At 55.6% G+C, this 12,749-nt stretch carries 12 protein-coding genes and 2 tRNA genes; 3 read left to right on the plus strand and 11 right to left on the minus strand.

Annotation, left to right across the window (positions count from 1 at the left end):
* Positions 1-135 precede the first annotated feature (135 nt).
* Entirely contained in the window at positions 136-1,611 is a 1,476-nt protein-coding gene (gene ilvC / locus AC2FAK_RS22625; protein WP_013099283.1) for a ketol-acid reductoisomerase, read from the minus strand.
* Between the two features lie 152 nt (positions 1,612-1,763).
* On the opposite strand from ilvC, the gene ilvY reads away from it, so the two are divergent.
* Positions 1,764-2,654, plus strand: a complete 891-nt coding sequence (gene ilvY / locus AC2FAK_RS22630) for an HTH-type transcriptional activator IlvY (RefSeq protein WP_013099284.1) — start codon at positions 1,764-1,766, stop codon at positions 2,652-2,654.
* 45 nt (positions 2,655-2,699) lie between these two features.
* On the opposite strand, the gene ilvA is transcribed toward ilvY, so the two are convergent.
* The 7 genes from ilvA to ilvL form a co-directional block, all read right to left on the minus strand.
* Positions 2,700-4,244, minus strand: coding sequence for a threonine ammonia-lyase, biosynthetic (gene ilvA, locus AC2FAK_RS22635; RefSeq protein WP_029883119.1), 1,545 nt, complete (start codon positions 4,242-4,244; stop codon positions 2,700-2,702).
* Positions 4,245-4,246: 2 nt separating this feature from the next.
* Positions 4,247-6,097 carry a dihydroxy-acid dehydratase gene (gene ilvD, locus AC2FAK_RS22640; RefSeq protein WP_013099286.1) on the minus strand — a complete coding sequence of 617 codons (1,851 nt, stop codon included), beginning with the start codon at positions 6,095-6,097 and terminating at the stop codon, positions 4,247-4,249.
* 60 nt (positions 6,098-6,157) lie between these two features.
* Positions 6,158-7,087, minus strand: coding sequence for a branched-chain-amino-acid transaminase (gene ilvE, locus AC2FAK_RS22645; RefSeq protein WP_013099287.1), 930 nt, complete (start codon positions 7,085-7,087; stop codon positions 6,158-6,160).
* A gap of 18 nt (positions 7,088-7,105) precedes the next feature.
* Positions 7,106-7,369 carry an acetolactate synthase 2 small subunit gene (gene ilvM, locus AC2FAK_RS22650; protein ID WP_003860184.1) on the minus strand — a complete coding sequence of 88 codons (264 nt, stop codon included), beginning with the start codon at positions 7,367-7,369 and terminating at the stop codon, positions 7,106-7,108.
* The gene (gene ilvG / locus AC2FAK_RS22655) at positions 7,366-9,012 is read right to left on the minus strand and encodes an acetolactate synthase 2 catalytic subunit (RefSeq protein ID WP_095455773.1); all 1,647 of its coding nucleotides are present in this window, start codon (positions 9,010-9,012) and stop codon (positions 7,366-7,368) included. The genes ilvM and ilvG overlap by 4 nt, the downstream gene beginning before the upstream one ends.
* A 2-nt stretch (positions 9,013-9,014) precedes the next feature.
* A complete protein-coding gene (gene ilvX, locus AC2FAK_RS22660) occupies positions 9,015-9,065 on the minus strand; it encodes a peptide IlvX (RefSeq protein WP_102046757.1) in 51 nt (16 codons plus the stop codon).
* An 86-nt stretch (positions 9,066-9,151) separates the two neighbouring features.
* Positions 9,152-9,250, minus strand: coding sequence for an ilv operon leader peptide (ilvL, locus tag AC2FAK_RS22665; RefSeq protein WP_023620831.1), 99 nt, complete (start codon positions 9,248-9,250; stop codon positions 9,152-9,154).
* A gap of 341 nt (positions 9,251-9,591) precedes the next feature.
* On the opposite strand from ilvL, the gene AC2FAK_RS22670 reads away from it, so the two are divergent.
* Complete coding sequence (locus AC2FAK_RS22670; RefSeq protein ID WP_095455772.1) at positions 9,592-11,112, plus strand: YifB family Mg chelatase-like AAA ATPase; 1,521 nt, start codon at positions 9,592-9,594, stop codon at positions 11,110-11,112.
* Positions 11,113-11,144: 32 nt separating this feature from the next.
* Here the strand turns inward: AC2FAK_RS22670 and AC2FAK_RS22675 are convergent, their stop codons facing one another.
* Positions 11,145-11,483, minus strand: coding sequence for a MaoP family protein (locus AC2FAK_RS22675; protein WP_013099290.1), 339 nt, complete (start codon positions 11,481-11,483; stop codon positions 11,145-11,147).
* A 118-nt stretch (positions 11,484-11,601) separates the two neighbouring features.
* Between AC2FAK_RS22675 and hdfR the strand changes: the two genes are divergently transcribed.
* The gene (gene hdfR, locus AC2FAK_RS22680) at positions 11,602-12,423 is read left to right on the plus strand and encodes an HTH-type transcriptional regulator HdfR (protein WP_020685959.1); all 822 of its coding nucleotides are present in this window, start codon (positions 11,602-11,604) and stop codon (positions 12,421-12,423) included.
* Positions 12,424-12,525: 102 nt separating this feature from the next.
* Here hdfR and AC2FAK_RS22685 read toward each other — a convergent pair.
* Both AC2FAK_RS22685 and AC2FAK_RS22690 read right to left on the minus strand, forming a co-directional pair.
* A tRNA-Trp gene (locus tag AC2FAK_RS22685) sits at positions 12,526-12,601 on the minus strand.
* Between the two features lie 53 nt (positions 12,602-12,654).
* Positions 12,655-12,731, minus strand: a tRNA-Asp gene (locus AC2FAK_RS22690).
* Positions 12,732-12,749: the final 18 nt, after the last annotated feature.

The following is a 12,749-nucleotide window of genomic DNA, read 5'->3' on the forward strand; positions in this document are numbered from 1 at the left end:
GGGATCTACAATACAGGCTCGTGGCCTAAGGCCGGGTACGGCATGTGGACTGCCTGACAGAAAGAACTGGCCGGTTCTTTCTGTACGGGAGGATAATACAAGGTCGGGTAAGCGAAGCGTCACCCGACAAGGTTGTTAACCCGCTACCGCGATACGTTTCATATCGGTCATGTAGCCACGCAGTTTGTGACCTACTTTCTCGATCTGGTGGCTGCGAATCGCTTCGTTCACATCGCGCAGTTGTGCGTTGTCTACCGCACCTTCCGCAATGGCTTTGCCCAGATCGCCCGGTTGCAGGGTGGTCATGAACTCTTTCAGCAGCGGTACGCATGCATAAGAGAACAGGTAGTTGCCGTACTCAGCGGTATCGGAGATAACCACGTTCATTTCGTACAGACGCTTACGGGCAATGGTGTTCGCGATCAGCGGCAGCTCGTGCAGTGATTCGTAGTACGCAGACTCTTCGATGATGCCGGAATCCACCATGGTTTCGAACGCCAGCTCAACACCCGCTTTTACCATCGCGATCATCAGTACGCCTTTGTCGAAGTACTCTTGCTCGCCGATTTTACCTTCATACTGTGGCGCAGTTTCGAACGCGGTCTTACCGGTCTCTTCACGCCAGGTCAGCAGTTTCTTATCATCATTCGCCCAGTCAGCCATCATGCCGGAAGAGAACTCTCCGGAGATGATGTCGTCCATATGTTTCTGGAACAGCGGCGCCATAATGGTTTTCAGCTGTTCGGACAGCGCGAAAGCACGCAGTTTCGCCGGGTTGGACAGACGATCCATCATCAGCGTGATACCGCCCTGCTTCAGCGCTTCGGTGATGGTTTCCCAGCCGAACTGAATCAGTTTTTCTGCGTATGCCGGGTCGGTACCCTCTTCCACCAGCTTATCGAAGCACAGCAGTGAACCGGCCTGCAGCATGCCGCACAGAATGGTCTGCTCGCCCATCAGGTCAGATTTCACTTCAGCCACGAAGGAAGATTCCAGAACGCCCGCACGGTGGCCACCAGTAGCCGCTGCCCATGCTTTGGCGATCGCCATCCCTTCGCCTTTCGGATCGTTTTCCGGGTGAACCGCAATCAGCGTCGGCACGCCGAAGCCACGCTTGTACTCTTCACGCACTTCTGTACCCGGACACTTCGGTGCCACCATCACTACGGTGATGTCTTTACGGATCTGCTCGCCCACTTCAACGATGTTGAAGCCGTGAGAGTAACCCAGCGCCGCGCCGTCTTTCATCAGCGGCTGAACGGAGCGCACAACATCAGAGTGCTGTTTGTCTGGCGTCAGGTTAACAACCAGATCCGCCTGCGGGATCAGCTCTTCGTAGGTACCCACTTTGAAGCCGTTTTCGGTCGCTTTACGCCAGGAAGCGCGTTTTTCAGCAATTGCTTCTTTGCGCAGGGCGTAAGAGATATCCAGCCCGGAGTCACGCATGTTCAGGCCCTGGTTCAGACCCTGCGCGCCACAGCCGACGATGACCACTTTTTTACCCTGAAGGTAGCTCGCGCCATCAGCAAATTCATCGCGCGCCATGAAGCGGCATTTGCCCAGCTGCGCCAGCTGCTGGCGCAAGTTCAGTGTATTAAAGTAGTTAGCCATGGGTGATACCTCGTGATGTTGTGTGTCTTATTGTTCGGTTCGCGTTTCAGCGAGAATGTACCCACATTACAACAGGAAATTTATTGCGGAAATTGATATATTCACAACGTCACGTTGCAATATCTGCAATGTAAAAAGGGGGAGTGGAATCCGTGGATTTACGCGATCTGAAAATGTTCCTGCATCTGGCAGAAAGCCGCCATTTTGGCCGTAGCGCCCGGGCTATGCACGTCAGCCCGTCCACGCTTTCGCGCCAGATCCAGCGCCTTGAAGAGGACCTCGGCCAGCCGCTGTTTGTGCGGGATAATCGCACCGTTACCCTCACGGAAGCGGGCGAAGAGCTGCGGGTCTTTGCTCAGCAGACGTTGTTGCAGTATCAGCAGCTACGACACGCCATCGATCAGAAAGGGCCGTCTTTATCCGGCGAACTGCATATTTTCTGCTCCGTAACGGCCGCCTATAGCCATCTTCCCCCTATCCTTGACCGCTTCCGCGCGGAGCATCCCTCGGTTGAAATTAAGCTCACCACCGGCGATGCCGCCGATGCCATGGAAAAAGTCGTCACAGGCGAAGCCGATCTGGCCATTGCCGGGAAGCCCGAAACCCTGCCTGGCGCGGTGGCGTTCTCCATGCTGGAGAATCTGGCGGTGGTGCTGATCGCCCCGGCGCTACCCTGCCCGGTGCGTAATCAGGTGTCGGTGGAAAAGCCGGACTGGTCATCGGTACCGTTTATCATGGCCGATCAGGGTCCGGTGCGACGCCGTATCGAACTCTGGTTCCGCCGTCAGAAAATCAGTAATCCGTCGATTTACGCGACGGTGGGTGGACACGAGGCGATGGTCTCGATGGTGGCGCTTGGCTGCGGCGTGGCGCTGTTGCCGGAAGTGGTGCTGGAAAACAGCCCGGAACCGGTGCGCAATCGCGTGATGATTCTGGAGCGCAGCGACGAAAAGACACCGTTCGAGCTTGGCGTGTGTGCACAAAAAAAGCGGCTGCATGAGCCGCTTATTGATGCGTTCTGGAAGATATTGCCGAACCATTAAAGTCGGGTGGCGCTACGCTTACCCGACCAATACGCAGACCTCCCATTAGCCCGCGAGGAAGAAACGGAACGCCGGGTTGTGGGTTTCATCATGACACTCATAGCCCAGCTCGTTCAGACGCGTTTCGAAATCCGGCTCGTGCTCGGCCAGTTCAAACGCGGCCAGCACGCGGCCATAGTCGGTGCCGTGGCTGCGGTAGTGGAACAGGGAGATGTTCCAGTGCGTGCCCAGCGTATGCAGGAACTTCAGCAACGCGCCCGGGGATTCCGGGAATTCAAAGCTGTAAAGACGTTCCTTAAGCGGCTTCGACGGACGACCGCCGACCATATAACGCACGTGCAGCTTCGCCATCTCATCGTCAGAGAGATCGACCACGCTGTAGCCGCCTTCGTGCAGCAGGTGGAGGATCTCTTTGCGCTCTTCCAGACCGCGGCTTAAACGCACGCCGACAAAAATACAGGCGTCTTTCGCATCGGCAAAACGGTAGTTGAACTCCGTTACCGAACGGCCGCCAAGCAGCTGACAGAACTTCAGGAAGCTGCCCTTCTCTTCCGGAATGGTCACCGCCAGCAGGGCCTCACGCTGCTCGCCCAGCTCGCAGCGTTCAGAAACGTAACGCAGACCGTGGAAGTTGACGTTAGCACCCGAGAGCACGTGCGCCAGGCGCTCGCCGCGAATGTTGTGCTGGGCAATGTATTTTTTCATTCCAGCCAATGCCAGCGCGCCGGACGGTTCCGCTACCGCACGCACATCCTCGAAGAGATCTTTCATCGCCGCGCAGATCGCATCGCTGTCGACGGTGACGATGTCGTCAAGATACTCCTGGCACAGACGGAAGGTTTCGTCGCCAATACGTTTCACCGCCACGCCTTCGGCAAACAGCCCAACGCGCGGAAGATCGACCGGATGACCCGCATCCAGCGCGGCCTTCAGGCAGGCTGAATCTTCCGCTTCCACGGCAATCACTTTGATCTGCGGCATCAGCTGTTTGATCAGCACCGCTACGCCTGCGGCTAAGCCACCGCCGCCCACCGGAACGAAAACGCGGTCAAGATGGGCATCCTGCTGCAGCAGTTCCAGCGCCAGGGTACCTTGTCCTGCAATCACCATCGGATGATCGAACGGCGGTACCCAGGTAAAGCCCTGCTGCTGCGCCAGCTCGATCGCTTTGGCTTTTGCTTCGTCAAAGTTAGCGCCGTGGAGCAGCACTTCGCCGCCGAAGCCACGCACCGCATCCACTTTGATATCCGCCGTGGCAACCGGCATCACGATCAGCGCTTTCAACCCCAAACGGGCAGACGAGAACGCCACACCCTGCGCGTGGTTGCCCGCCGACGCGGTAATCACGCCGCGTGCTTTTTGCTCGTCGGTCAACCCGGCCATCATCGCGTAGGCCCCGCGCAGCTTGAAGCTGTGCACCGGCTGACGGTCTTCGCGCTTCACCAGAATCACGTTGTCGAGGCGCGAAGAGAGTTTTTCCATTTTCTGCAGCGGGGTGACCTGCACCGCTTCATAGACCGGCGCGCGTAGCACTGCCCGGAGATATTCCGCCCCCTCAGGGGCGGCGGATAAGGGTTGTGACTCGGCCATCATTAGCCCCCAAGTTTCGATTTATCGCGTACCGCGCCTTTGTCTGCACTGGTCGCAAGGCTCGCGTAAGCGCGCAGGGCGAAGGAGACTTCACGCTGGCGGTCCTTCGGCGTCCAGGCTTTATCGCCGCGCGCTTCCTGTGCTTCACGACGAGCCGCGATCTCCTGATCGCTCAGCTTGAGCTGGATCCCGCGATTCGGAATGTCGATTTCGATCAGGTCACCGTCTTCGATGATCGCAATGTTGCCGCCGCTCGCCGCTTCCGGTGATACATGGCCGATGGAGAGGCCGGACGTACCGCCCGAGAAACGTCCGTCGGTGATCAACGCACAGGCTTTACCGAGGCCCATCGATTTCAGGAAGGTGGTTGGGTAGAGCATCTCCTGCATGCCTGGACCGCCTTTCGGCCCTTCATAACGTATGACCACCACGTCGCCTTCCACAACTTTGCCGCCCAGGATGGCATCTACCGCCTCGTCCTGGCTTTCGTACACTTTGGCCGGGCCGGTGAATTTCAGGATGCTGTCATCCACGCCCGCGGTTTTTACGATGCAGCCGTTTTCCGCAAAGTTGCCGTACAGCACGGCCAGACCGCCGTCTTTACTGTAGGCGTGCTCCAGCGAACGAATGCAGCCTTCGGCGCGGTCATCATCCAGGGTGTCCCAGCGACAATCCTGAGAGAAGGCCTGCGTGGTACGAATACCGGCCGGACCCGCGCGGAACATGTTTTTCACCGCCTCATCCTGAGTCAGCATCACGTCATATTTATCCAGCGTCTGCGGCAACGTCAGACCGAGAACGTTCTTCACATCGCGGTTCAGCAGCCCGGCGCGATCCAGCTCGCCAAGAATACCGATAACGCCACCCGCACGGTGTACGTCTTCCATGTGGTATTTCTGGGTGCTTGGCGCGACTTTACACAGTTGCGGCACTTTGCGGGACAGCTTATCGATATCGCTCATGGTGAAGTCGATTTCCGCTTCCTGCGCCGCAGCCAGCAGGTGCAAAACGGTGTTAGTAGAACCGCCCATGGCGATATCCAGCGTCATGGCATTTTCGAACGCCGCCTTGCTGGCTATGTTGCGCGGCAGCGCGCTGGCATCGTCCTGCTCGTAGTAACGTTTGGTCAGTTCAACAATGCGCTTACCGGCGTTGAGGAACAGCGCTTTACGGTCAGCGTGCGTCGCCAGCAGCGAACCGTTGCCCGGCTGAGAGAGGCCCAGTGCTTCGGTCAGACAGTTCATGGAGTTGGCGGTGAACATCCCGGAACAGGAGCCGCAGGTTGGGCACGCAGAGCGTTCCACCTGGTTGCTCTGCTCGTCAGACACTTTTGGATCCGCGCCCTGGATCATCGCATCGACCAGGTCGAGCTTGATGATTTTGTCAGAAAGCTTGGTCTTGCCCGCTTCCATAGGACCACCGGAGACGAAAATTACCGGAATGTTCAGACGCAGGGAAGCCATCAGCATCCCCGGGGTGATTTTGTCGCAGTTGGAGATACAGACCATGGCATCCGCACAGTGCGCGTTAACCATGTATTCCACCGAGTCGGCAATCAGCTCGCGCGACGGCAGTGAATAGAGCATGCCCCCGTGCCCCATCGCGATACCGTCATCCACCGCAATGGTGTTGAATTCTTTCGCCACACCGCCCGCAGCTTCAATTTGCTCAGCAACCAGTTTGCCGAGATCGCGCAGGTGCACATGGCCCGGCACAAACTGGGTGAAGGAGTTCACCACGGCGATGATAGGTTTACCGAAATCAGCGTCGGTCATCCCGGTGGCGCGCCACAGTGCGCGGGCACCCGCCATGTTACGGCCGTGGGTGGTGGTGGCGGAACGATACTTAGGCATGCTTTATTTACTCCCGTCTGACTATTAAATGGGACGGTGCGTGCCGCCCCATATTTATGCTTATTGATTAACCTGATCCAACCAGCCGTATTTATCTTCTGTTTCGCCGGTGAAGAGGCCGAAGAAGGCTTGCTGAATACGTTTGGTAACCGGGCCACAGCGGCCTGCGCCCACCTGAATACCGTCTACACTGCGAACCGGCGTGATCTCAGCCGCCGTACCGGACATAAAGACTTCATCGGCCAGATACAGGGATTCGCGGGACAGAACCTGTTCACGCACTTCGATACCCAGATCTTTCGCCAGCTTAATGATGGCGTCACGGGTAATACCCGGCAGGGCTGAAGAGGTAAACGGCGGGGTGAACAGGATACCGTCTTTCACTTCAAACAGGTTCTCACCTGCACCTTCAGAGATATAACCGTTCACGTCCAGCGCGATGCCTTCCTGGTAGCCGTGGCGGCGCGCTTCGCTGCCGACCAACAGTGAGGAGAGGTAGTTACCGCCCGCCTTGGCCGCAGTTGGGATGGTATTAGGCGCCACGCGGTTCCAGGACGAGACCATTGCGTCGATCCCCTGCTCCAGCGCTTCTGCACCCAGGTACGCCCCCCACGGGAACGCAGCAATGATCACGTCAGTGGTGTAACCGGCTGGCGGGTTTACGCCCATGCCCACGTCACCCACGAAGACCAGCGGACGAATATAGGCGCTGGTCAGGTTGTTCTTACGAATCACCTCGCGGCAGGCTTCCATCAGCTCATCAACGCTCTGAGAAACCGGGAAACGATAAATTTTGGCTGAGTCATGCAGACGCTGCATATGTTCACGATGACGGAACACCACTGGCCCTTTGTGAGAGTCGTAGCAACGGATGCCTTCAAACACAGACGTACCGTAGTGCAGCGCATGGGACATCACGTGGACCTTCGCGTCCTCCCAACGAACCATCTCACCATTGAACCAAATGTAATCAGCTTTTTTTGTCGTCATTTTCTCTTCCTGTCACGCTCAGGCGCGGATTTGTTGTGATGTGGTTGTGCTCTGGCAGATGGCAACATGGGCAACATCCACCAGCTTTGATAACTGACTAAACAGTAAGTCGACCGGGCGCGGGCTGGCAACGGTTAATTCGATACTGATATTTTGGGCGTCAGTGGCCGTCTCCATATTCATAGAGCAAATCTGAAAGCCACGATGACGGACCACGCGCAAAACGCGCTCTAATGTCTCTGGATTGAAGCGAGCCTGAACAGCGACCTGATGTTGCATCATGATAATTTCTCCAGCATTTGTGAGTTACTGGCACCTGGCGGTACCAACGGCCAGACGTTCTCAAGCTCGTCGATTGAGACATGAAGCAGGTAAGGCCCTTCGCTTGACAGCATGGTGTCGAGTGCCGCTTCAACCTGGTCTTTACGGGTGATGTGCTGTCCAGGAATGCCAAAGGCGCTGGCCAGAGTGAGGAAATCGGGGTTATCAGTCAGGGTGGTTTCGCTGTAGCGCTCCTCGAAGAACAGCTGCTGCCACTGGCGCACCATCCCTAAACGCTGGTTATCGAGCAACACGATCTTCAGCGGCAATTGTTTACGCTTAACGGTGCCCAACTCCTGAACGTTCATCATGAAGGAGCCGTCACCGGAGATACAGATGACCGTATCGTTTGGACGGGCAACCTGAGCACCCACCGCGGCAGGCAGGCCGAAGCCCATCGTGCCTAATCCGCTGGAGGTGATGAAGTTTTCCGGGCGGGTGTAGGTCATGTGCTGCGCAGACCACATCTGGTGCTGGCCGACATCGGTCGTCACTACGCTGTCTGCCGGTTTACGATCAGACAACTGCTTCAACAACAGCGGCGCATAGATGGCCTCACCCGGATGGTCGTAACGCCAGGCGTGCTCGGCACGCATTTCAGCCGTGTGCTGGCGCCACTCGCCGATATTCAAAGGCTGCTGTAACGCCGGCAGCAGCGTGTTGAGATCGCCCTGCAGCGCAACATGCGCCTGACGCAGTTTGTTCATTTCCGCCGGGTCGATATCCATATGGATAACTTTGGCATTTGGCGCGAAGGTATTCAGCTTGCCGGTCACGCGATCGTCAAAACGGGCACCGACGGCAATCAGCAAATCACACTCCTGCACCGCCAGGTTTGCCGCTTTGGTGCCGTGCATCCCCAGCATGCCCAGGTAGTATGGATAGTCAGCATCTACTGCGCCCAACCCTTTCAGCGTGCAGGTGGCAGGCATTTGCGTTACCGCGATAAATTCGCGCAGGGCCGGAACTGCCTGTGCCATGCCGACGCCGCCGCCGACGTACAGCATCGGCTGGGCTGCCTGCGCCAGCATCCGACGCGCCTCTTCGACTTCCGCATGTGGGAACGCGTCGTCACTCTCAACGGTGGAGAAGTGCGGTTCCAGCTCGCCGAGTGCGACCTGAATATCTTTCGGGATATCCACCAGAACCGGGCCAGGACGGTCAGAGCTGGCAATACGGAACGCTTCCGCCATCACGCCTGGCAGTTCTTCGAGGGACTGCACGAGGAAGCTGTGTTTGGTACAGGCCAGCGACAAGCCGAGCACATCGACTTCCTGGAAGGCATCAGTACCGATGAAGGGTGAGGCCACCTGGCCGGTGATCGCCACCACGGGAACGGAATCGAGCAGCGCGTCAGCCAGACCGGTGATCAGGTTTGTGGCGCCCGGTCCAGACGTTGCCATGCAGACGCCCGTTTTACCGGTGGCACGTGCATAGCCAATGGCCGCCATGGCTGCGCCCTGCTCGTGTCGGCACAAGAGGTGTTCCACGCCGCCGTCATACAGTGCATCGTAAATCGGCATAATTGCGCCTCCCGGATAACCAAAGACGGTTTCGACTCCCTGTGCGCGCAACGCATGTACTACCCACTGTGCCCCATTCATAGTTAGTTCCCCGTCATAAATCGGGAGAAACAGAATTTTGTGCTATTTGTCATTCTCTGCTCCTCGTTTAAGTTTTTTAGTCATAAAAAAACCCCCGGACCTTTCGGTGCGGGGGTCTTAGTTCGTTAAGGCTTGATTTCTAAGCCTTTCCTCGTCCAAGTGCAGCCCCGCACGGTGGGATAATAATCACCACCACGCTAATCACGACCAGGCTAATCACTAGTAGAAGGGCTGTCATTTTCGGTTCTTTGTGCATCTTGTTCGAAGGAATGCCTAAAGAGTTATCACAGTTATCAAACCAAACACAAGATTTATTTATGACGGATTTGATTAGCAGGCAAATCATATTCCTGAAAAGCTTTGTTTTATATAAGGAAAGTAGATGGTGAATATTTTTCATTTTTTTGGTGTGTTTTAGCGCTCTACAGCGTTCCGTCCTTCTCTTTGCGAGATAGCTTCCGAATGAGTGAAATAGTTACACTATGTCGCTAAAAAGCAGGAATGAGCGTCGTAAATCAGCCAACTGACGCTCAACAGGCAAAATCAATACTGACATAGTGACTCACTGAGGAGGTGCTTATGTCACTGTCAGTTGTTTACACGCGTGCGGCGATCGGAGTAAAGGCACCGCTTATTTCTGTGGAGGTTCATCTGAGTAATGGGCTCCCTGGGCTAACGCTTGTCGGCTTGCCAGAAACCACGGTCAAAGAAGCCAGAGATCGGGTTCGCAGCGCAATTATCAATAGCGGTTATACCTTCCCCGCCAAGAAGATCACGATCAACCTTGCTCCCGCAGATCTGCCCAAGGAGGGCGGACGATACGATTTACCTATCGCTATTGCGCTTCTCGCAGCCTCTGAGCAGCTCAACACTGCGAGGCTAGGCTCGTACGAGTTCATTGGCGAACTGGCGCTTACAGGCGCGTTAAGAGGCGTTCCTGGCGCCATCTCTGGTGCGCTGGAAGCCATTTATGCCGGTCGACAAATTATTGTAGCCAATGAAAATGCCTCAGAAGTGAGCCTGATTGCCGAGAAAGGATGCCTGGTCGCGGGGCATTTACAGGAAGTCTGCGCGCACCTTGAAGGCCGACTTACCCTCTCCGAGCCAGAGGAAACCGGAGATATCCTGCCTGAAAGCCCGGACGACCTCAGCGATATTATCGGGCAGGAGCAGGGGAAGCGGGCACTGGAGATCACCGCAGCCGGAGGACATAACCTGTTGCTGATTGGCCCGCCGGGAACAGGGAAAACCATGCTGGCGAGCAGGCTGAATGGGTTATTGCCACCACTCAATAATCATGAGGCACTTGAAAGCGCAGCGATATTTAGCCTGGTGAGCTCTGCATCATTGCAAAAACAGTGGCGACGACGCCCTTTTCGCTCTCCCCATCACAGTGCCTCCCTGACGGCCATGGTCGGAGGGGGCTCCATTCCGGGGCCGGGAGAGATCTCGCTGGCACACAATGGCATCCTGTTCCTTGATGAACTGCCTGAGTTTGAACGCCGCGTACTGGATGCCCTGCGGGAACCTATCGAATCTGGCGAGATCCATATCTCCCGCACGCGCGCCAAAATAAGCTACCCGGCACAGTTCCAGCTGGTTGCCGCCATGAACCCCAGCCCATCAGGCCATTATCAGGGAAATCATAATCGCTGCACGCCTGAGCAGACGCTGCGCTATCTGGGGAAGCTGTCAGGCCCTTTCCTCGATCGTTTTGATTTATCCCTGGAGATCCCCTTACCGCCCCCTGGTTTGCTCAGCCAGACAACGATACGCGGTGAGAGCACAGCGAAGGTTCGCGAACGGGTTATCACCTCACAGGCCCGACAGTACGCTCGTCAACATAAGCTAAATGCGCGTCTGGATAATGCTGAGATTCGGCAGTTTTGCCATCTTAAGGCTGAGGATGCCTGCTGGCTTGAAGAGACATTGACGCGATTTGGGCTCTCGATCCGTGCATGGCAGCGCCTGCTGAAAGTGGCTCGCACTATTGCCGATGTGGAAGGAGACCCAGAGATTGAAAGACACCATCTGCAGGAAGCGCTGAGCTATCGCGCCATAGATCGGTTGTTGCTGCACCTGCAAAAATTACTGGCATAAAAAAAGGAGCCGAAGCTCCTTTTCTCATCAACTTAGTCGTCAGACTCGGTGTAGTCTTCAGCACCTTCCATCTGCGGCTTACCGCCAGACAGCGTATGGAAACGCTTTGGACGCTTGATGCGTGCCATGTACTTGATCCATACACGTTCTGCTTCAGACTGCGGCTCACGCTCACCGCGACAAACAGCAACAAACTGTTTTTCGTCTTCAGTCGCAGGCTCACGTTTACCCAGATCCAGCTCGTTAAAGGCATAACCATGACGCTCAAGCAATTGCGCCTCTTTGATGGTGAAATCGCCGTGACGAGAGAACCCGCGTGGATAATTTTTATTGTCGAAAAAACGATTAGTCGTCGTAAAGCTTTCCGCCATCCTACACGCTCCTAATTCTTTGGCCGAGCTATTTATGGCGCGGAGTATTAGTTACGCTTGACAGAGTGTAAAACAAAACATTTAAATCATAACGACAAATAATTTTGTGGAGAAAGATGTGGATACGGAATTGCTAAAAACTTTCCTTGAAGTGAGCAGGACACGCCACTTCGGGCGAGCAGCTGAAGCCCTCTATCTGACGCAGTCAGCGGTCAGTTTTCGTATTCGACAGCTGGAAAATCAATTGGGTGTGAATCTATTTACCCGTCACCGCAACAATATCCGCTTAACGCCAGCCGGTGAGAAACTGCTCCCGTATGCAGAAACGTTGATGAATACCTGGCAGGCGGCCCGTAAAGAGGTGGCTCATACGTCCAGGCACAATGAGTTCTCGATCGGGGCCAGCGCCTCCCTGTGGGAATGTATGCTCAGTCAGTGGCTTTCGCGGTTATACCATTCGCATGGGCATTTGCAATTTGAGGCCAGAATTGCGCAACGGCAGTCGCTGGTTAAGCAACTTCACGAGCGCCAGCTTGATCTGCTGATCACCACTGAAGCCCCCAAGATGGACGAATTTAGCAGCCAGATTGTTGGGCAGTTTGGTCTGGCTCTGTATGCTTCTGAGCCTGCGATGATGAAGTCCGATCTAACCTATCTGCGGCTTGAATGGGGCCCCGATTTTCAACAGCATGAAACCGGTTTGATCGCCCCTGACGATGTTCCACAGTTAACAACCAGCTCAGCGGAGATCGCCTGCCAACAGCTTTCCTTGCTAAAGGGCTGCACGTGGTTACCCGTTTGCTGGGCAGACAGTAAACCGGGACTCCATACCGTACTGGATTCCACTACGCTTTCCAGGCCGCTGTATGCAATCTGGCTGCAGAACAGCGATAAGCAATCGCAGATAAAAGATCTATTAAAAATCAATATCATGGAATGATTTACCAGCCAGCATAATAGCTGGCTGCATTTTTTGATTAGGAAGGGATTTTGGCCATGTTGAAGGCAAAAAAAATCCTTTGCCGAAGCAAAGGATTCTATATGGCAGGGGCGGAGAGACTCGAACTCGCGACACCCGGTTTTGGAGACCGGTGCTCTACCAACTGAGCTACGCCCCTAAAGTTTTTTGTCATTAAGCCTGCCGACAAGGCAGGCTTAATGTCTTAATAAGTGGCGGAACGGACGGGACTCGAACCCGCGACCCCCTGCGTGACAGGCAGGTATTCTAACCGACTGAACTACCGCTCCACCGAAGACTGCTGTAAC

Source organism: Enterobacter cloacae complex sp. 394F7 (genome assembly GCF_057320385.1).

Coding starts and splice junctions, on each gene's coding strand:
- ilvC (WP_013099283.1), bottom strand. CDS start 1,611: ATGGCTAACTACTTTAATACACTGAACTTGCGCCAGCAGCTGGCGCAG.
- ilvA (WP_029883119.1), bottom strand. CDS start 4,244: ATGGCCGAGTCACAACCCTTATCCGCCGCCCCTGAGGGGGCGGAATAT.
- ilvD (WP_013099286.1), bottom strand. CDS start 6,097: ATGCCTAAGTATCGTTCCGCCACCACCACCCACGGCCGTAACATGGCG.
- ilvE (WP_013099287.1), bottom strand. CDS start 7,087: ATGACGACAAAAAAAGCTGATTACATTTGGTTCAATGGTGAGATGGTT.
- ilvM (WP_003860184.1), bottom strand. CDS start 7,369: ATGATGCAACATCAGGTCGCTGTTCAGGCTCGCTTCAATCCAGAGACA.
- ilvG (WP_095455773.1), bottom strand. CDS start 9,012: ATGAATGGGGCACAGTGGGTAGTACATGCGTTGCGCGCACAGGGAGTC.
- ilvL (WP_023620831.1), bottom strand. CDS start 9,250: ATGACAGCCCTTCTACTAGTGATTAGCCTGGTCGTGATTAGCGTGGTG.
- AC2FAK_RS22670 (WP_095455772.1), top strand. CDS start 9,592: ATGTCACTGTCAGTTGTTTACACGCGTGCGGCGATCGGAGTAAAGGCA.
- AC2FAK_RS22675 (WP_013099290.1), bottom strand. CDS start 11,483: ATGGCGGAAAGCTTTACGACGACTAATCGTTTTTTCGACAATAAAAAT.